The organism is Clostridium sp. (assembly GCF_036643715.1).
GTDB lineage: Bacteria > Bacillota > Clostridia > Clostridiales > Clostridiaceae > Clostridium.
Genome location: NZ_JAVXRL010000002.1, coordinates 117,604 through 137,650 on the forward strand (window position 1 = coordinate 117,604; position 20,047 = coordinate 137,650).

Annotated in this window: 16 protein-coding genes; 3 read left to right on the forward strand and 13 right to left on the reverse strand. The window is 28.4% G+C overall.

Translation table 11 applies throughout. From position 1 onward, the window contains the following. Nucleotides 1–75 precede the first annotated feature (75 nt). The 3 genes from RSF37_RS01435 to RSF37_RS01445 all read right to left on the reverse strand — a co-directional run bounded on the left by RSF37_RS01435 (nucleotide 76) and on the right by RSF37_RS01445 (nucleotide 5,322). Nucleotides 76–2,157 carry a YgiQ family radical SAM protein gene (locus RSF37_RS01435; protein WP_332562594.1) on the reverse strand — a complete coding sequence of 694 codons (2,082 nt, stop codon included), beginning with the start codon at nucleotides 2,155–2,157 and terminating at the stop codon, nucleotides 76–78. Between the two features lie 225 nt (nucleotides 2,158–2,382). After that, nucleotides 2,383–4,047, reverse strand: coding sequence for an acyl-CoA dehydratase activase (locus RSF37_RS01440; RefSeq protein ID WP_332562595.1), 1,665 nt, complete (start codon nucleotides 4,045–4,047; stop codon nucleotides 2,383–2,385). A 15-nt stretch (nucleotides 4,048–4,062) separates the two neighbouring features. Next, nucleotides 4,063–5,322: a 2-hydroxyacyl-CoA dehydratase subunit D gene (locus RSF37_RS01445; RefSeq protein ID WP_332562596.1), complete on the reverse strand. Its 1,260-nt coding sequence runs from the start codon at nucleotides 5,320–5,322 to the stop codon at nucleotides 4,063–4,065. 215 nt (nucleotides 5,323–5,537) lie between these two features. Between RSF37_RS01445 and RSF37_RS01450 the strand changes: the two genes are divergently transcribed. The 3 genes from RSF37_RS01450 to RSF37_RS01460 all read left to right on the forward strand — a co-directional run bounded on the left by RSF37_RS01450 (nucleotide 5,538) and on the right by RSF37_RS01460 (nucleotide 9,203). Next, a complete protein-coding gene (locus RSF37_RS01450) occupies nucleotides 5,538–7,172 on the forward strand; it encodes an NAD-dependent malic enzyme (protein ID WP_332562597.1) in 1,635 nt (544 codons plus the stop codon). A 105-nt stretch (nucleotides 7,173–7,277) separates the two neighbouring features. Further along, nucleotides 7,278–8,153 (forward strand): LysR family transcriptional regulator, encoded by an 876-nt coding sequence (locus RSF37_RS01455; RefSeq protein WP_332562598.1) that lies wholly within the window; start codon nucleotides 7,278–7,280, stop codon nucleotides 8,151–8,153. 369 nt (nucleotides 8,154–8,522) lie between these two features. Then, nucleotides 8,523–9,203, forward strand: coding sequence for a YczE/YyaS/YitT family protein (locus RSF37_RS01460; RefSeq protein ID WP_332562599.1), 681 nt, complete (start codon nucleotides 8,523–8,525; stop codon nucleotides 9,201–9,203). A gap of 41 nt (nucleotides 9,204–9,244) precedes the next feature. On the opposite strand, the gene RSF37_RS01465 is transcribed toward RSF37_RS01460, so the two are convergent. The 10 genes from RSF37_RS01465 to RSF37_RS01510 all read right to left on the reverse strand — a co-directional run bounded on the left by RSF37_RS01465 (nucleotide 9,245) and on the right by RSF37_RS01510 (nucleotide 20,047). Then, entirely contained in the window at nucleotides 9,245–9,856 is a 612-nt protein-coding gene (locus RSF37_RS01465) for a DUF445 domain-containing protein (RefSeq protein WP_332562600.1), read from the reverse strand. 76 nt (nucleotides 9,857–9,932) lie between these two features. After that, nucleotides 9,933–10,799: a radical SAM protein gene (locus tag RSF37_RS01470; RefSeq protein ID WP_332562601.1), complete on the reverse strand. Its 867-nt coding sequence runs from the start codon at nucleotides 10,797–10,799 to the stop codon at nucleotides 9,933–9,935. A 28-nt stretch (nucleotides 10,800–10,827) separates the two neighbouring features. Then, nucleotides 10,828–11,460: a TIGR01906 family membrane protein gene (locus RSF37_RS01475; RefSeq protein ID WP_332562602.1), complete on the reverse strand. Its 633-nt coding sequence runs from the start codon at nucleotides 11,458–11,460 to the stop codon at nucleotides 10,828–10,830. A 146-nt stretch (nucleotides 11,461–11,606) separates the two neighbouring features. Further along, a complete protein-coding gene (locus RSF37_RS01480; RefSeq protein WP_442878696.1) occupies nucleotides 11,607–14,249 on the reverse strand; it encodes a calcium-translocating P-type ATPase, PMCA-type in 2,643 nt (880 codons plus the stop codon). Nucleotides 14,250–14,334: 85 nt separating this feature from the next. After that, the gene (locus tag RSF37_RS01485; RefSeq protein WP_332562604.1) at nucleotides 14,335–14,952 is read right to left on the reverse strand and encodes a TerD family protein; all 618 of its coding nucleotides are present in this window, start codon (nucleotides 14,950–14,952) and stop codon (nucleotides 14,335–14,337) included. A gap of 19 nt (nucleotides 14,953–14,971) precedes the next feature. Then, nucleotides 14,972–15,619, reverse strand: a complete 648-nt coding sequence (locus RSF37_RS01490; RefSeq protein WP_332562605.1) for a TerD family protein — start codon at nucleotides 15,617–15,619, stop codon at nucleotides 14,972–14,974. A gap of 26 nt (nucleotides 15,620–15,645) precedes the next feature. Then, nucleotides 15,646–16,272, reverse strand: coding sequence for a TerD family protein (locus RSF37_RS01495; protein ID WP_332562606.1), 627 nt, complete (start codon nucleotides 16,270–16,272; stop codon nucleotides 15,646–15,648). A gap of 239 nt (nucleotides 16,273–16,511) precedes the next feature. Next, on the reverse strand, nucleotides 16,512–17,660 hold the full coding sequence (locus RSF37_RS01500) for a toxic anion resistance protein (RefSeq protein ID WP_332562607.1): 1,149 nt from the start codon (nucleotides 17,658–17,660) through the stop codon (nucleotides 16,512–16,514). A gap of 23 nt (nucleotides 17,661–17,683) precedes the next feature. Further along, nucleotides 17,684–19,225: a YceG family protein gene (locus RSF37_RS01505; protein ID WP_332562608.1), complete on the reverse strand. Its 1,542-nt coding sequence runs from the start codon at nucleotides 19,223–19,225 to the stop codon at nucleotides 17,684–17,686. Between the two features lie 75 nt (nucleotides 19,226–19,300). Beyond that, on the reverse strand, nucleotides 19,301–20,047 hold the full coding sequence (locus RSF37_RS01510; RefSeq protein WP_332562609.1) for an HAD family hydrolase: 747 nt from the start codon (nucleotides 20,045–20,047) through the stop codon (nucleotides 19,301–19,303).

Sequence of the window (20,047 nt, forward strand, 5' to 3'; positions counted from 1 at the left end):
AAGACTATATTTAATTAAAGACCATTAAAAGAAAATATAATCTATTCTTTTAATGGTCTTTTAATTATATTAAATTTATTTCTTTTTTAGTCTTAATCTTGCAGGACCTCTACTTTTTTTACCTTTGTATCTTGGGCCATCTGCTTGTTTTCTAGGGGCTCTGCTTCTTGGATCATCATCTGAGAATTTCTCTCTATTTCCAGCTTTACCTCTTCCTTTATTTTGGTTGCCTCTTTCTTTCTTCTTATCAGCTTCCTTAGTATCTTTAGTCTTCTTTTTCCCTTTATAAGGACTATTACCCTTATAACCTGTAGTAGTCTTATTATTAGATCTATGAAGACTTGCTAAGTATCTAGTCTCTTGTGTTTGAATTAAGCATTTAGGACCATTTCCTATTAAGTCCTCTCTTCCAGCTAACATTAAAGCTTCATGAACTAACTTGTAATTATGAGGCTTCTTAAATTGAAGAAGCGCTCTTTGCATAGCTTTTTCTTCTTTTGTTCTTGGTACATAGATTTCTTCCATTGTTATTGGATCAAACCCTGTATAAAACATTGTTGTTGAAAGTGTGCCTGGTGTTGGATAAAAGTCTTGCACTTGCTCTGGTTGATACTTAGTATCTCTCAAGTACTCAGCAAGCTCTACAGCCTCTTTTAATCCGCTTCCTGGATGACTTGACATTAAATATGGTATTAAGTACTGTTCTTTACCAAGTTGCTTATTTATTTTAAAGAACTTCTCTCTAAATTTATCATAAGTCTGTCCTGATGGTTTACCCATATATTTTAATGCGTTTGCTGATACATGTTCAGGTGCAACTTTAAGCTGACCACTTACGTGATGCTCTACAAGTTCTCTAAAGAATGTATCATCTTTGTCTGCCATAATATAATCATATCTAAGTCCTGAACGTACAAATGCTTTCTTTACTTTAGGAATCTTTCTTATACTTCTAAGTAAATGTAAATACTCTGTATGGTCTACATCCATGTTCTTACATGGCTTTGGAGTTAAACATTGCTTATGTTTACATGCTCCAATAGTAAGCTGAGTTTTACAGGCTGGTTTTCTAAAGTTTGCAGTTGGACCACCAACATCATGTATATATCCTTTAAAGTCTTTAAGTTCTGTAATTTCTCTAGCTTCTTCTAATATTGATTCTTCACTTCTACTTTGAACTGCTCTACCTTGGTGGAAAGTAATAGCACAGAAGTTACAGTTTCCAAAACATCCTCTTGAACTTACAATAGAGAATTTAACTTCCTCAATAGCAGGGATTCCTCCATCCTTTTCATATATAGGATGATAACTTTTAGTATATGGAAGTCCATATACTTCATCAAGTTCTTCTCTTGTAAGTGGCATTTCTGGTTTATTTATAACAACATATTTGTCGCTATGCTTTTGAAGTAACATTCTTCCACGAACTGGGTCTTGTTCTTCATCTTGTATTTTAAACGCTTTAGCATATTTAACTTTATTTTCAGTTACTTCTGCCTTTGATGGCATTACAATGTAGTCTCCATATACTTCATCTAATGAATCAATAATATAGCAAGTACCATTTATATGTCTTATATACTTAGCTTCGAATCCTTCATTTAAAGAATTTGCAACTTCAACTATTTGCTTTTCACTCATTCCGTATACTAGAAGATCTGCTCCTGAATCTACAAGAATTGAATTTCTTACATTATTACCCCAGTAATCGTAATGTGCAAATCTTCTAAGACTCGCTTCAATTCCTCCGATTACTATGTTTACATTTTTATAAGCTTCTCTTATCTTGTTACAGTAAACAATAGTTGCTCTATCAGGTCTTAGCCCCATCTTTCCACCTGGTGAGTAAAGATCTTTATCTCTTAATCTTTTACTTACAGTATAATGGTTAACCATTGAATCCATATTACCAGCATTAACTAAGAATCCAAGTCTTGGTCTTCCAAGTTTCTTAAAATCCTCAATGTTGTGCCAATCTGGTTGTGCTATGATACCAACTTTATATCCTGCATTTTCTAATACTCTAGAAATTATTGCTGTTCCAAAACTGTGATGATCTATATATGCATCTCCTGTAACTAATACAAAGTCACACTGTTCCCATCCTCTATCTATCATATCTTGTTTACTTATTGGTAAAAACTCGTTATTTATCACAATATCACCTTCTCTGTCTATTTTAAAACGTAAATTCTAAAAAAAATTTATTTTTCTTAAATCACATCTTCCTATTTTATAATATTTTAAATTAAATTAAAACATATATTTTTTAATAATAACATAAAACTATGCTACTTGACCAATTATACTACTAATTGTTTCCTTTTAGACAAAATAATAACCACACCCTTTAAAAAGTGTAGTTATTTTTATAATTTAAAATTAGTTTTGTTCCAATATCATCTCAAGACCAATAATTGCAGCACCAAGCGCACCGCATATTTGAGGTTCATTTGCAATGAATAATTTACTGCTTAATCTATCTTCTATAGCTTTAATTACGCCTTTATTTTTAGCGACTCCTCCTGTCATCATATATCTTTCTTCTCTTCCTACTCTATCTACAAGCCCAACTGTTTTAGTTGCAATTGATTTATTAACTCCATGAATTATATCTCTTCGTTCTTTATTGTCAGCAATTAAAGATACAACTTCTGATTCTGCAAATACAGAACATACACTTGTTATTGTTAAATCTTCATTATAAGACAATCCTTCTTCTGACATTTCTTCAAGAGAAATTTCTAGAGTTTTTGCAATCATCTCTAAAAACCGTCCAGTACCAGCTGCACATTTATCGTTCATAACAAAACTTTTAACATTTCCTTTTTCATCTAATGATATAGCCTTACTATCTTGTCCACCAATATCAATAATCGTTCTAACTTCATTATTTAAAAAGTGTGCACCCTTTCCGTGGCATGTAATTTCTGTAACATTCTCATCAACAAAGTCAATATTATACCTTCCATATCCTGTACCTACAATTAATGATATATCCTCTTTTTCTAATCCAGATTCACATAATGCCAGTTCATAAGCCTTATTTGCAGAATCCATACTCTTTGCACCAGTTTTTACTATAATACTACTCAATACTTTTTTATTTTTATCTACTATTATAATATTAGTAGAAGTTGAACCACTATCTATTCCCATTACATATATTTTATCTTTATTTATAACCTTATTCATTTTAATATTTCCTCCAGTTAACTGCTCATTAAAAGCTTCAATACGTGTCTTTATTTGACCATTACTTTGATTTGTAAGGTCTGTTTCAACCTTAATAATTGGAATCTCTCCCTTTTGGAGATTTAAATACTCAAAAGAATAATAATCACAAAATTTTAAAGTGTGGTATACTATACCTTTTAAATTCGGGTCTAATGTTAAATCTCTTCTATTATTTATATCAGCCATTCTCATGCAAGGGGTATATCCTAATACCTCATTTGAGTACCAATTCATAGCATCATCTAAGTCATTAAAGTTTTTAATTTCATTAATATAATGTTCTTTTGAACAAGTTTCATTTACTAATTTGTAATCTAAATTATCTTCAATCTTCCTAAAAAAATCTTTTGAAACTTTAGCACCTAACACTTGAATATATGGCGTATCTTTTCGTTCTTCTTTCTCTACATATTTATACAGCCCTTCATTAAACTTATTTAAATCAAACTTCTTACCACTAACCTTTTCGTATTCATTAATAAACTTAATAAGTTCCTTCTTATACATCTCTTTAGAACAACAACTATTTTTCCTTGGTAAATCCATCATATATACAAACTTTATTGAAGGTATTTTTTCTAATGTATCTTTAAGTCTCCTTATTGAATCACAACAATTTATTAATAATACTTTATCTATTTTTTTATCTATGAAAACATCTAAAAGCGCCTTACTATAAGAACACATATTCGGATGAATCAATGTTTCTGATTTATCAAATCTATCAATTTCACTATCTATTATAAATCCCTCTTCTCCAAATCCATCAAAGATGGCAAAAGGACTATATTTACACATACAAGCTATCATATTAAATTTTCTCCTTTAGTTATTAATTATTTCAAAGAAAGCATCCAATCTAGTTTTATTTTGTCCTTCTTGACTATTTCTTCTATCAACTGCATCTCCATCTATACTTAGAAGCGGTATATTGTTTTCATCAAGAATGTCTTTAAGTATTAAAGAGCCCCCACTAGACTGTTTGCAACCAAAGTGACAGAAATTAATTACTCCATCTGCATTAAGATCTTTTGCAAGTTTTAATATATTATTTCCTCGTCTTTCATAGGGTCCGTTAAATGAATTAAGTATTATTTTCTTTGCTATAGATGCATAAGGTTTTTTCTCGTCTAGCTTATGCATATAATCTCCATTCATATCAGACATTAAAAGTTGATAATCCTCATTTAAATCTAAATACTTTTTTATAGATTCACTATAAAAGGGTAATAGATGTACCCATAAAAGTCTCTTTTTTGCTTCTTTCTGTGGATATGCCTTTATATCATCTAAAAGCATCTTATAAAACTTAAGGGTATCTTCTCTTCCCATCCCAGGATGTGTTGTAAACACTTTAAACATTTCTGATGTTAGCGTATTTGGGAAATATTTAGTTTTTAAAATTTCTAAATATTTTGTATAGTAATCAATTGATTTATTTTCATTTAAGATAATACGTGAAAGCTTATCTTCATCTAATTTCTTTTTAGTATTATCCTCAATGAAAGTAACCATTTCATGTAATTGTTCCTCTACATACTCTTCTGCATCTCTAGAATACTCATAAGGAACATCTATAATAAATTTATCAATTTCATATATTTCTGAAACACATCTAAATGTATTTACATTACCATCACAAGCAGTCGAAGTAGTAATAGCAAATTTAGGTTTTTTTATTACATTACTAAGAGCACCACCAATGAAAGTTTTATGATAAGAACATAAACTGTCTGAAATACCATAAGATTCAGCTATATTTATGAATGCATCCTCACATTTTGTCCCTGAAATATAGGATGAGTATGCCTCAATTAATTGTGGGTGAATATCAAATGCGTGTAAAAATTCTGTTGGTGTAAACACATTTACAAAGGCTGTATTTTCAGGATCTCTCATAGGTTCTAAAGTAAATTTCATACAAAGTTTTGCTAAATATCTTAGGGATTTTGGAAGGTCTTTATCCCCCATGAATTTTAAATTTAAATACTCTGCATTGTATCCAAGTTTCAAAAGTTTTGAGACCTTCTCTGGTTTATCCATATTTTTTTTAAGTATGTCACTATAAATTTTTATAAAGTCCATATTATCTCCTTAAAGGTATTTTTTCTTTAAGTATATATTTAATTTGTTTACTCAATTTTGCGGTTTTATGTATATTAAATTAACAAAATAGCAAGTTCATTTAAATTTTCCAAGTTATAAATATTATTTATAACTACATAAATAAACAATATTTTATTTATTATTTTAAAGATATATAATAGAAGTATATTAATGGTATAAAGGAGTGTTATTTTATGAAAGAATTAAAAGGACAAGATATATTAAGAAATCCTTTCTTTAATAAAGGAACAGGATTTACAGAAGATGAGAGAAAAAACTTAGGACTTATAGGTCTTTTACCTAGTGAAGTTAGAACAATAGAAGAACAAGAAATTTTAGTTTATGAAAAAGTTACTACAATAGAAAATAACTTAGATAAACATTTGTATCTTATGGATTTATATAATAGAAATAGAAGTTTATTCTATTACACAATATCTAGACATGTTAAAGAACTTCTTCCTATTATATATACACCAACTATAGGGGACGCTGTTATAAACTATTCAAATACATTTAACAGCCCAAGTGATGCAGTATTTTTATCTGTGAACCATAAAGAACTTATTGAAGAGGCTTTAAAAAATGCATCAAAAGATTTAGATGAAATAAAATTAATTGTTGTAACAGATGGTGAAGGTGTTCTTGGAATTGGTGACTGGGGTGTTAATGGTGTTAGTATATCAATAGGTAAACTTGCAGTTTATACAGTTGCCGCTGGAGTAAACCCAAGAAATGTTCTACCCGTTGTAATTGATGCTGGTACAAATAATGAAAAGCTTTTAAATAATCCCTTCTACTTAGGCGAAAAACATCTTAGAATTCGTGGAGATAAGTATGATGAATTTATAGATGAATTTGTTAAAACCTCTATAAAACTTTTCCCTGAAGTTTTATTACACTGGGAAGATTTTGGACGTTCAAATGCAAGTAGAATTTTAGAAAAATATAGAGAACAGGTATGTACTTTTAATGATGATATTCAAGGTACAGGCGTTATGATGGTTTCAGCAATGAATTCTATATGTAAAATTACTAATAAGCAAGTTAAAGATCATAAAATTTTAGTATTTGGTGGTGGTACTGCTGGCATTGGAATATGCGATCAAATATTATTTGAAATGGTAAATGACGGTTTAAGCCATGAAGAAGCTTTAAATAATTTTTATGTATTTGATAGATTCGGATTGATTACTACAGATCTTAGTGATCTCACTGAAGGCCAAAAGAAGTATGCTAAAAACAGATCTGACTTTGGAGATAATCCATCTCTTAATAATCTAGAAAATGTAATTGAATTAATTAAACCTACAGTGTTAATTGGAACATCTGGTGTATTTGGTGCATTTACAGAAGAAGCCGTTAACCTTATGGCAAAATATAATGAACGTCCTGCTATTATGCCAATATCAAACCCAACAAGTCACAGTGAGGCTACAGCAGTTGATCTTATAAATTGGACTAGTGGTAAAGCTTTAGTTGTTACTGGAAGCCCTTCAGCGCCTGTTATATATGATGGAGTTACTTATAATATAGGACAAGCTAATAATGCTTTATTATATCCAGGTCTTGGTCTTGGTTTAATAACTTCAAAACCAACTACAGTGACAGACTCTATTTTATCAAAAGCAGCCCATGCAATTATAGAGATTCAAGATTTAAGTACAGTTGGCGCATCAATTCTTCCACCTGTATCTATGCTTAAAGAAACTTCTAAGTTAGTTGCTGAAGCAGTTGTATCAGAAACTATAGTTGAAGGATTAAATAGAGTTGCTATAACAGATGCTAAAGAAGCTGTTATAAAAGAAATATTTGAAGCATATTATTAGAATAACTAAAATGGTAGAAAGATTATGTCTTTTTACCATTTTTTATTGTATTGATTTATTTACTATGTAAAATAGTGTATTCTACTATTAAAGGAGTTGATTTATATGAATTTAAGAGATTTAGAATATTTTCATTATTTATGTGAAACAAAAAATTTTACTCAAACTGCAAAAAAACTATTTGTATCGCAGCCATCCATAACAATGTCTTTACATAGGCTTGAGACAGAATTAAATACTAAACTTATAATCAGAGATAATTCAAAGAAACAACTAACTTTAACGGAGTCAGGACAAGTGTTAAATAAGCGCGTCCAAAATATTCTTTATCAAATTCATGAAGCGAAAATTGAAATTTCAAAAATTAATAGTAAAAAAATAAAGCTTGGAATTCCACCAATTATTGGAGCTTACTTCTTTCCTATATTCATTAATTCTCTTGTGGAAAATGGCTTTGTTAATAATATAGATTTCGTTGAGACAGGCTCTCTTAAAATGAATGAACTCTTATTGTGTGGAAAAGTTGATATAGCATTAATTGGATCTCTATCCCCTATAAACAATGAAAATATACAGTCTACTACACTAAAAAAAGATGAGTTTATGCTTTGTGTTAGTGAAAACCACAAGCTAGCAAATAAAACTGAGATTGACTTTAAAGAACTTTCTGATGAACAGTTTATAGTTCTAGGAAACTCTTACATTCATAATAATGTTTTAGAATCTCTTTTTATAAAAAATAACATTGTACCTAAAAACATTTATAAAACTGATGAAATTCAAACTGCTAAATCATTAATTGCATCAAATTTAGGTGTTGGTGTAATGACTAATATGGCTGTTAAAAATATGACAGGAATAAAAATATTACCTTTAAAAGAGAAGTTATTTTTTTACATATCAATAGCATATAAAAAAGATCATTACATAAGTGATACTGAAATGGAAATAATTGATTTGATTTTATCTAAAAAACTATAGTTATGTTTATATTTTCTTAATAAGATTGACATTTCATTCATTAAATAACCGTTAATTTTACCATTTAGCGCGCTAAATTGGTAATATATATTAATATTATTGTATAATTTCCATGTATTTTTTGAATCAAAGTCGATTTTTGTCCTATTTTTTTTATTTATTTAATAACATTCATTTAATTTATTTGATAATTTATCATATGAAAACATTGTGATTTCATTATATTTTATGTAAACATTTATGTAAACATGCACAATCGAAATTTTTAATATTTTATTTCTTTGTTTCAATATGATATTCTTATTTTCGACGATACAGAACGGCGTGTTTATGTGTTGTTTTTTATTTTTTATTTTTGGAGGTTAACTAATGAACAAAGTTAAATGTAAACAATTAACTATAAAACTAATATTCTTCTTCCTTGGTGTTTGGATAATACAAGCTGGTGTAGCTTTATTTATCGGTGCTAATATAGGATCAGATCCTTTTACAGTATTCACTTTAGGATTATCTAAACTATTTGGAATAACTCCAGGACAAGGAAATATGCTCATCACATTTACATTCCTAGTTATTATATTTATTTTTTCAAGAAAATCAATTAATATAGGTACAGTACTTGCAATGATTTCCGCTGGACCATTTATAGATTTAATGCTTAACGTATTTAAAGTAATTCCTTTTGCTGAATTTAACTACTTAGTTAAAGCATTAGTTTTAATTTTAAGTTGTGTAATTATTGCTATAGGATTCTCAATGCTTAAGGCTACAGATTTAGGAGTTGCTCCTAATGACCTTATACCACTTATAATATCAGACTTCTCAAAGAAAGAATATCGTTGGATTCGTATGACAATGGATATAACTTTATTTGTAGTTGGATTCTTACTTGGTGGTATTGATAGAACAGCTGGAATTGGTGCCTTTGGTGGTACAGTAATTGCTGCATTATTAACTGGTCCATTAATACAATTCTTTATGCCAATATTAGAAAAGTTCGTTCATAAAATAATATATGTTGGTGAAGATTGTAATTCAATCGCTGAATAATATTATAAATTATAAAAAGACGCACAATTGTGCGTCTTTTTTTATATAGTGTTTATAATTAACATTACAATTCCTTGAATTAATCCTATTGCTCCACCTAAAAAGAATCCTAATATTTCAATGTGCTTTAATTCTTTTTTAGCTACACTTATAATTATTCTTTCAAGTTCTAATAAATCTAATTCATTAACTTTCTCTTCAACTATCTTTTCTATACTTACTCGTTCTTTAACTTTATCTACAAGCTTTAATTCTATATCTTCTAAAGCTCCATCCATTTCGTTATTTATAATGTTATCAATTGGTCCTTGTACCATCATTCTAAAAGGCCCTGGGACAAAATCCATCTTCTCACTAACTATGCCTCTTATTTTATCTTTAACATAGTTTAAAAGTTCTTCTTTGTCACTATCACTAAATCCATCTTTTATGAGATCATCTATTGATAAAAGTTCCTTTGAAACAACTTCACCAATATTTTTTGCAATCTCTTCTTTTCTTTTTGGAATAAGACCCATTATTTCTATATTTAATATAGGTATTCTAATTGGGTTTATTGGTCTAAACATAAGCTTTATTGCTAATATATTTGTTATCCATCCTATTATACCGCCAATTAAAGCCAGTACAACTATTAAAATTATGCTTTTCATTTGTATTATTCCTCCATTAATATATGCATTTAACACAATATATAGCTTACATTATTTTAATAGATTAGTCTACAGTTTAAAGCCTTCTTGAATCCTCTTTACTTATGAACCCAGTACTAATACACCAGTCTATGTCTTTTATAAGTCTATCTCTATCTTCCATAAGTTCACCTTTTAAACTTACATAATTTGAGGCATGATTACTTCTAAATATAATTTTACTAGTTGTTTCTATATTCTGAATCATAAGCTTTATTTCTTCTAATATTTCAATACCATTTAATGTTTCAAACTTACCACTTTTAATATTATTATACATTTCTGTACCAGGTTCAATCATAAGACTTAGTACGCTTGCATAATCTGGTGATATATCACTTATAGCTTTTCCAGTTTCTACTGCATGTATGTAAGATTTCTTCTTCCCTCCAACCCCCGCTATTACAGTTGCTGATAATAAAATTCCACTTGCTCTTATTTTCTTAGAAGCCTTTATAATTTCATCTCTTGTAGCCCCTTTATTTATATCCTCTAAAATCTCAGCACTTCCACTTTCAAGTCCCATATACACCATCTTTAATTTAAGACTTTTAAGTTCTTTAAGTTCCTCTTCAGTTTTTTCAATAATAGACTTAGGTGATGCATACATTGTAATACGCTCACATTCTTTAAACACTTCATTTATATAAATCATTATTTCTCGAAGAGTATCCATTTTAATTATTAACGCATCCCCATCTGCTAGAAATATTCTATCAACGCTTCCATATTCATTTCTAAACTCATCAATTTCTCTCTTTATTACTTCTAAAGGCTTTATTTTAAACTTTTTAGATTTATACATACTACAAAATGTGCATTTATTATGAGAGCAACCTAATGTAACTTGGATAATCAAACTATTCCCTTCACTTGGTGGTCTATATAATGGCATGTCATACATCTTCTTACACTTCCTTGTTTTAAATTTATTATTTTATTTTTTTATATATAGTTCTTAATATTAAAGTTATTATTATTGTAAATAGTATAACTACAACTGCACATAACATAAAATAACTTTCCGGAAGAACATTAATTATAGGATCTTTTTTTGGATCAAAAATCCAATAATCATTGTTAAAGAATATACCATGGAATTTATTAAATATGTAATTAAAGTCCACATAAAATGCTATTAGTAATGAAGTAAAAGCAATTAAAGTAAAGTTAAATGTATATTTAAAACTTTCTATTGGAAACTTTATTACTTTTCTTTTATTAAGAAGAAAAATAATAATCCCAATTACAATAAGCATTATAAATATAATTTCAAGTGAAACTATTATTTCTTTTACTTCATAAAAATGTATTTCACCTTCCCCACTCATCTTAAAGTTTTCAAGGTTTAATTTTTCTATAAACGGATTCCTTATGTAATTAATTACTCTAGTATAATCTTCTATAACTTTCTCCCTTGGAATTGTTACTTTATCCATTATTTTAAGCATTGGAATACTTAACTTATAAATAATTGTCGAATTTAATACAAGTATAACCGATCCTATAATTGCTGTTAAAAATAGATATATTATTGCAATTGAATTTTTTAATGTCCTTTTCATTCTTTCCCCTTAACCCTTCATTATTTTCTATTTATTTTATCATATTATTGTAATTTATTGTATAATTACTCTTAACTTCTATGGATATATAATAAAATAATAATAAAATTAAAGCTGCATCAAAAATATTTAATGCAGCTAATTTCTTATTCCATTACAACTTCTTCTGCTTCTTCTTTTTCTCTCTTAAATGCTTTTGCTAAAACTTTTCTAGCCATATCAAAAGGTATAATAGTTAACGCTAAAGCGATTATTAAAACCCAGTTTCTTAAACTAATCGGAGTGCATTTAAAGAAATCTCCACCTATATAAGTTAAAGCTACTTGAACTACAACTATTATTCCCATAACTTTTGTGAAACCTTTGTTTTCAGATAAATTCTCTAGTATATTTATTCCTTCATTTCTTACATTGAATCCATTTGCTACAGCAATAAGGACAAACAATGAAAAGAATCCTGTCATAAATGCTTCTTGACTATTAAATTGATTTAAGAAAAATGGTGTCTTTAAGAATATAAAACTAAGTATAGTAATCCAAACACCTGCTGATAATACTTGATTCATCATTACTTTTGAAACTATACTTTGATTTCTAGACTTTGGCTTTTCTTTCATATATTCTTGAAGTGCTGGTTCTGCACCAAGTGCTAAAGCTCCAAGCCCATCCATCACAAGGTTAATCCATAGTATATGAGTAATACTTAACGGTTCTTCAATACCTAAAAATGGTGCTATCGCACAAATAGCAACTGCTGAAACATTAATAGTTAATTGGAACTTTATAAATTTTAATATATTGTTGTAAATTGTTCTGCCATATAATATTGCATTTTCAATTGATTTAAAGTTATCATCTAATATAACTACATCCCCAACTTCTTTTGCAACATCTGTTCCTGATCCCATAGCAAATCCAACATCAGCTCTTTTAAGTGCAGGTGCATCATTTACACCATCACCAGTCATACCACAAACTAAATTCATTTCTTGAGATATTCTAACCATTCTTGATTTATCAGTCGGAAGTGCTCTTGCAATCACTCTTAAATTCGGAAGAATTTCTTTAATTTCATCATCAGTCATATTATTAAGCTCTTCTGATGTTATTGCTATATCCCTACTATTTGTTATAAGTCCACTATCTTTTGCAATGGCAACTGCAGTTTCTTTTCTATCTCCAGTTATCATAACAACTTGAACTCCAGCATTTTGTACTTCTTTTATAGCAAGTTTTGCTTCTGGTCTTACATCATCTCTTATTCCAACAAATCCAATCATTATTAAGTCTTCTGGAAGTTCATCAATAACTAATTCACTTTCACTATATGCAAAGGCAAGAACTCTCATAGCCTTATCAGCTAACTGATCAATTTTGTTATTTATTTTTTCCTTATCTAAAGTAACAATATCTCCATTTTCATTTACATACTTTGTAGCTTTTTTAAGTAGCCTTTCTGGCGCACCTTTGTATACTGTAACATCACTTAAATGTGCTGCTGAATACTTATTTTTAGAATTAAATTGTTGTGTGTTTTCTATAGCTATGTGACCATACTTGTTCATTTCTTCTTCTGTTAAAAACTGAAGAAGTGCTTTATCTGTTGCATTTCCACCAATAATTTGATTATTAGCATCAAACATAGCCGTTGTATTTTTACCTATACACATACCTACTAATTCTTTAATTTTTTTACTTTCATTGTAACTACTCTTTACATTTCCATCAAAAAATTCAACTACTTCTAGTTTACCTTTTGTAATCGTACCTGTTTTATCACTAAATAATATATTAAGTGAGCCCGCTGTTTCTATTCCAACAGGTTTTCTTACTAATACATTATTTTGAAGCATCTTTGCTGTATTTCTCATTAATACAATAGCAATCATAAGAGGCAACCCCTCAGGAACTGCCATTACAATTATTACAACAGCTAGCATCACAGTTTCAAGTAAGTCTTTAAATACAAATACAAACCCTGTATCTAAATACGCTTGAACACCACCTATTAATATAACTTTATTTAATATTAAAGCAAAAGCAATAACTACTGCACCAATGTATCCAAACTTTGATATTTTATCAGCTAAATCTGTTAATTTTACTTTAAGTGGACTTTCAACATCATCATCCGCCATATCTTCTGCCATTTGACCCATGACAGTCTTCATTCCAACTTTTTTAACTTCCATTATTCCATAACCATTAAATACAACAGTTCCTCTAAATAATGAATGTTTATCTACAAATATATCACCTGTAATTGCAATTTCATCTTTATAACTAAAATCATTTCCAGTTGCAATCTTTTCACATTCTTCAGCTTCTCCATTTAAAGCTGAATTATCCACTCTTAAATCTCCACTAATTAAAACACCATCTGCTGGTATTTTATCTCCAAACTCTAAAATAACTAAATCAGATACAACAACATCATCAACTAAAATTTCAATTGCTTTTCCATCCCTATAAACTTTACACGTATCTTTTTCTGCATTATTTTTAAGTTTTCTATATTCATTATCTGAAGCCATCTCTGTTTTAGCAGAAATAAATGTTACTAGAAATACTGATATTACAATACCAACTAATTCTCCCCATTCTGCATATCCCATAACTGCCATAACTGCAAGTATACAAGCTATTGCAAGTAATAATTTTATCATAGGATCTCCAAATGCCTCTTTAAACTTTTGCAAAAATGTTTCTGGTTCTGCTTCTGTTATAAAGTTACTACCATATTCCCTTCGACTTTTTTCTATTTCCTCTTTACTTAAACCCTTATACAAATTACTTGCTCCCATCCCTATTATTTTTTATTATATAAAATACTATGCTAAATTTAGCATAGTATTTATAACAAAACTTATTTAACTATTGATATAATGCTAAAACCCCATTTAAATCTGCTATTTTACCTTCTCCAATAGCTTTAAATTGCCACTCAGCACCTTCTCTGTATAGCTCTGCAAATATTATTGCTGTAGCTGTTGAACCATTTTCTTTTAAATTAAATCTACATAGTTCTTTTTCTCCATTATTAGTATCTAATAATCTTACATATGAATTATCTACCATTCCAAAAGTTTGTCTCTTTTCCATTGCCTTATCTATTGTTACTACGAATACTATTTTTTGAATTTCATTACTTATTTGACCTAAGTTCATTTCGATTCTTTCATCATCTCCATCACCGGCACCCGTTCTATTATCCCCACCTAATGAAATACCTTGTCCCATTTTATTATTAAAGAATATTACATTTGATACAGTATTAAATTTATTATTTCTATCTAACATAAATGCAGCTATGTCTAAATCAAAATCTGTTCCACCTCTTGATATATCCCATCCTGCTCCTAAAGTAACATTTAAAAGACCTGGATTTCTCTTTGTTAAGTCAAGAATTGAATTCTTTTCTAAGTTTAAAATATTTGCTGAAGTACCACTATTATTTTGTAATGGCATTCCCCCACCTAAGTTTATTCCCATAATTTATCCCTCACTATTCTTATTTATATTCTTTCTCTAAGTCACCAATTGTAGTTTTTAATAATTCTCCAACTGCTTTAAAGTTCCAGTTAGACCCTTCTCTAAATAGTTCAGCGAAAATAATACCTGTATTATCTCCTCCATTTTCCATAAGATTAAATCTACATATCTCTCTTTCTCTATTGTCAGCATCTAATAATCTTACATATGAATTTCTAACCATCCCGAAAGTTTGTCTTCTCATTTTAGCTCCGTATATAACAACAGTGAAAACAACTTTAGTACATTCAGTTGGAATATTTGGTAATGAAACTATTATTCTTTCATCATCACCTTCACCTTCACCAGTTAAATTATCTCCTGTTAAGTAAATACCTTGAGATTTCTTTGAACCAAAGTATACTAAGCCTTTCTTCCCAATAAGTTTACCATCACTATTTAATAAAAGCGCTGCTAAATCTAAGTCAATGTCAGCACCCCTTGTACTAACATCCCATCCTGCACCAACAATCATATTATTAAGTGATGGATTAGTTTTTGTAAGATCTAATATATCATTTTTTTGTAAATTCAAAATACCAGCTTGAGGTGCTCTACTTTGAGGTACAGCAGCCTCATTACTTGTACTATTTGTTTCATTAACAATCTTTTTTAAAAAACCAAACATTTATATTCCCCTTTCATATGTCAAAACTACATATATAAACCAAGTATTCCATTTAAATCAGCTATTTTTCCCTCTCCAAGAGCTTTAAAGTTCCATTCAGAACCTGTTCTATAAAGTTCAGCAAATACTACTGAAGTTGCAGTTGAACTATTTTCTTTTAAGTTGAACCTGCAAATCTCTCTTTCGCCGTCTTTTGCATCTAATAACCTTACAAAAGAATTTTCTACCATTCCAAAAGTCTGTCTCTTTTGCATAGCTTCGAATATACTTACAACAAAAACAATTTTTTGAACAGAATTACTAATCATTGATAAATCAATTTGTATTCTTTCATCATCACCATCACCTGCTCCTGTTCTATTGTCTCCTTCAAGAAGTATTCCTTGCCCTTGCATATTATTAAAGAAAATCACACTTTGTCCTACGTCTGTAATTTTAGAATTTGAATCTAAAAGAAATGCAGATATATCAAGATCAAAACTGTTTCCTGAAGCTGCAACATCCCAACCTGCTCCTAAAATAACTTTTTCTAGTCCTGGCTCTTTCTTTGTCAAATTTAAAATATCATTTTTCTTTAAATTTAAAGCTCCAGTTTGTGTGTTATTTTTATTATTATTCCCTAATCCAAAGTTTCCCCCTAAACTAATTCCCATATATATACCTCCATTTTTATATAAAATACCCTTTTTAATATTATTTTCCTTTAATAGTTTTATTTTACCATATGGCATATTTGTGTCAATATTTTGAACTTTTTTTATGATTATCATTTAATTGCGACTTATTTTTTACTATTCGTTAAAAATATTCATATATTATTCATATATATTTTAAAATATTAATACTTTCAATTTATCTCTTAAATAAATACAATTAAAAGTACTACTTCTCTTTATAAATTTATATTTCTTTTCATATCTTTCTTTATTGACTCAAGTCTTACTACATTTTGACCTCTTTGTTGCTTATTGGCCTCTTGAATTGCCTTAGTCTCTTCAATGCCTTTCATTATTGTTGCATAAGATTTTTCTAAAGTTTCTATGCTAATTGAACTTGATGATGCCATTCTTGCAATATTAGCTGATTGTGTTGCTGTGTTTGCAGCATTCCTTTGAATAAGTTCATTTGTCTTATCATCTAATTGCTTAATTGATTTTGCTTGTATCTCTTGACGCTTTAATATTACAGCTTGAGCTAAACATTGTTTAAATATTGGAAGTGTTACTATAAATGATGAATTAATTTTTCTCATTAAATTAAAGTTTGACATTTGAATATTTTGAATCATTGGGACAGCTTGTATCGCTACATTTTCTGCTATTCTTAAATCATATATTCTTTGTTCTAGCATTTCTTTAGCCATTTCTAACTTTTGAATCATCATCTGTTTTTCTTCAGGGTTTATTTGATTAGCATTTTGGTATTGAATAATGTAAGCTTCAATCTCTTCAACTGCCATTTCTCCTGCTACAATATATTTCTCTAATAGCTGATAGAACTGAACATTTCCATCTGCTAATTTCTTTAATTTATTATTAGACTCTCTTATTTCAGCTTCATATCTTCTTAATAGAACATATACCTTTTCAACTTCAATTCCCATTGTGTCATACTTTTGGAATAGCTTTGCAACTGATGTCTGCGCTGCTTTAAATATTTTGCTAAACATTGTTGGCTCTTTAACATCCTCTAATTCCTTAACATCAAACTTATCCATTATTTTAGTTAGATGTACTAACATTTCACTTACTTCTTCTGATTTAACTTCTTTCATTGAACTTAAAAGTTCATCTGAAACTTTAGATATATTAGAACTTGCTTGTTGACCAAATTGTATTATTGAATTTGGGTTTGCAATTTCAACTTCACTTGTTAAAGCTTGCACTTCAGGTAATTGTCTTAATCTTACTTTATAAGCTTCTGGCTCTTCCCCTATTTGATCTGGCATTTCTTGTTGGTACCCCATCATACCTTGGTTGTTCATCATACCTTGATTACTTGTCATTCCTTGTCCATTCATCATATCAAAATTATTATTCATTATTATCTTCTCCTTAAAACCCTTTATTTGAATATTCTCTTTAAAATACTAGAACCCCTAAATTCTAATTTTCTATATTTCGATTCATAATTCATTTGCTCTAATCTAGTTATAATTATCCTATCTTCTTTTATAATTTTTCTAATATTACAAAGTCCTGATGGATTAAATATAACAATATCTATACCTATAAGATGTAAATATCCAAGCAGCATAACAATAGATTCATTAATTGACTCTTCCCCATTTAAGTATATTACTACTTTAGGCACACTTGATGTAAAATCAAAATTATCAATTATTCTAACAATATTTTCATTCATTGATATTATTAAAACTAATAATTTTAATGTTCTATCTTTATCAAAATTTATATTAAACAAATCTTTTTCAAGTATTGCCTCATTAAACTTATTTAGTATTAAATTTTGAACTTCATCACTATATTTAGAAAATTTATATATTGGTAACTTCTTTATTTCTTCGATATCAAATGTTCCATCACTTAACTGACAAAACATAAGCTGATACATATCGTCTGTTACCCTTGCATCTTGTGATATTAATCCACTATTAAAAAACAATGTACTTTGAGAATTTACACATTTATTTACAAGTTCTTGATACTTATTATTATCTAAATATTCCCCATCAACTTTGTAAAAGAAACATGGCACTTTCACTGTAGTATTTGAAGTTTTAAATCCAGGTCTTAATTTTGCAGGTTCATTTAAATATATTTCTAAATCCTCTACAATACCGCTTAATAGAACAGATTTAGTATATCCCCCTCTAAATTGCCATGGTACATACATCCCTGTATTTGAAAACAATTCCTCTCTTACATCTCTTTGAATAGATTTTGTAAGTGTTTCGTTAACTTCAACTACTCGTCCTACTTTTGATCTTTCTTTAAAACTTTGTATTTCTAAAATGCTCATGCCTTTAATTAATATACTTAATGAATCTTTATCTACTTCCTCAAAATACTCTTCTTTTAATGGATTTATATAAATAACATCAAAGCTCATTAAATGTAACATAGTTAAAAAATAAATTTCATGCCTTGAAATATTACCATAGTAAATACATTTAGGGTTTAAATCACCTTCAAAATCAATATCTTTTAAATAAGAGTAGCTCCATACAATTAGCTTTGTAATAAAATTATTCCTTACGCTATCACTAAAAAAGTTTTCATTAGAAACAGATAGCTTAACTATATACTCAAGTGCCTTTAAAAAAACACTATTTGCTTCTGCATTATTAAGTATTGTAATGTCCTCTCTTGATATATTAAATACATCCATATTATTTAATTCATTATAGATGTACTCTATAAGTTCCATTTCACCATTTAAAGAAATCTCATTATCAAAAACTAATGTTTTATCATTAAATTCTTCTGCCTTTGTCTCAATTGTTTTTAATAAATTATTATAGTTTTCAGCATTCTCTACCCCTATAAACCTATAAAAGTACGGTTTAAATTCAATATTATTGCCTCTTCTATCATATTTATTCCTAAACATAGAGTGAATTATATTATTAAAATCTCTATTCATTTAAATCACTCCTTCTTTATTACCCTTTTATTTTATCCTAAAATATTCTATAATATCAATATATTTCTAATAATATTACATATATCCCTTTACTTTTTCTAATATTTCTTCTGTAGAATATATTCCCTCTTTTTCTGTAACTTCTGCCTCTTTATGCTTAAAGGAAGCATGCTTTGGCAATATACATATACCTTTAGTTGTAAACTCTAAATCCACTTCACTATCCCCTGATGTAATCACATTTTTTAAATTGAATTTTCTAATAATATAATTAACAGCATGTATTTTATTTATATTTTCATTTATTATAAATATTTTACTATGGACATTAATAATTCTATTTGGACTATTGATATATTTTTTTATCCTATTGCAATTTATTTTTGCATCTTCTACTGAATTACACTTAATCGCAATGTAAAACCCCTCAATGTTTCTAATATCACACTCATTAAGTTCTAATCCTTTTAAAAACACAATTCTATTATTTATTTCTTTTTCCTTAATGAACTTTCTCATATTCAAATCCCAAGCTTCATCTAAAATCCCATCTATATATATTTGAGCACCATTTGTGCATATAATTATTTTAGGATTATATTCTTTTATAAACTGTACTCTTAATGTTTGATCTATGTTTCTCATGGTACATGGTATAAAATTAAAGTTTTTTAAACTTAATATATTTAGTAATAACTTATAGCTGTCTTCTGTCATGTATGTTATTTCTCTATCTTTTAAAAATTCAACACATTTAAATCCTTTATTTTTAGAATGTATTATAGTTCTATCTAAGTCAGTAATAAAATTAACACTTTTCAT

Coding starts and splice junctions, on each gene's coding strand:
- RSF37_RS01440 (WP_332562595.1), bottom strand. CDS start 4,047: ATGATAGCTTGTATGTGTAAATATAGTCCTTTTGCCATCTTTGATGGA.
- RSF37_RS01445 (WP_332562596.1), bottom strand. CDS start 5,322: ATGGACTTTATAAAAATTTATAGTGACATACTTAAAAAAAATATGGAT.
- RSF37_RS01450 (WP_332562597.1), top strand. CDS start 5,538: ATGAAAGAATTAAAAGGACAAGATATATTAAGAAATCCTTTCTTTAAT.
- RSF37_RS01455 (WP_332562598.1), top strand. CDS start 7,278: ATGAATTTAAGAGATTTAGAATATTTTCATTATTTATGTGAAACAAAA.
- RSF37_RS01460 (WP_332562599.1), top strand. CDS start 8,523: ATGAACAAAGTTAAATGTAAACAATTAACTATAAAACTAATATTCTTC.
- RSF37_RS01465 (WP_332562600.1), bottom strand. CDS start 9,856: ATGAAAAGCATAATTTTAATAGTTGTACTGGCTTTAATTGGCGGTATA.
- RSF37_RS01470 (WP_332562601.1), bottom strand. CDS start 10,799: ATGTATGACATGCCATTATATAGACCACCAAGTGAAGGGAATAGTTTG.
- RSF37_RS01475 (WP_332562602.1), bottom strand. CDS start 11,460: ATGAAAAGGACATTAAAAAATTCAATTGCAATAATATATCTATTTTTA.
- RSF37_RS01485 (WP_332562604.1), bottom strand. CDS start 14,952: ATGGGAATAAACTTAGGTGGGGGAATGCCATTACAAAATAATAGTGGT.
- RSF37_RS01490 (WP_332562605.1), bottom strand. CDS start 15,619: ATGTTTGGTTTTTTAAAAAAGATTGTTAATGAAACAAATAGTACAAGT.
- RSF37_RS01495 (WP_332562606.1), bottom strand. CDS start 16,272: ATGGGAATTAGTTTAGGGGGAAACTTTGGATTAGGGAATAATAATAAA.
- RSF37_RS01500 (WP_332562607.1), bottom strand. CDS start 17,660: ATGAATAATAATTTTGATATGATGAATGGACAAGGAATGACAAGTAAT.
- RSF37_RS01505 (WP_332562608.1), bottom strand. CDS start 19,225: ATGAATAGAGATTTTAATAATATAATTCACTCTATGTTTAGGAATAAA.
- RSF37_RS01510 (WP_332562609.1), bottom strand. CDS start 20,047: ATGAAAAGTGTTAATTTTATTACTGACTTAGATAGAACTATAATACAT.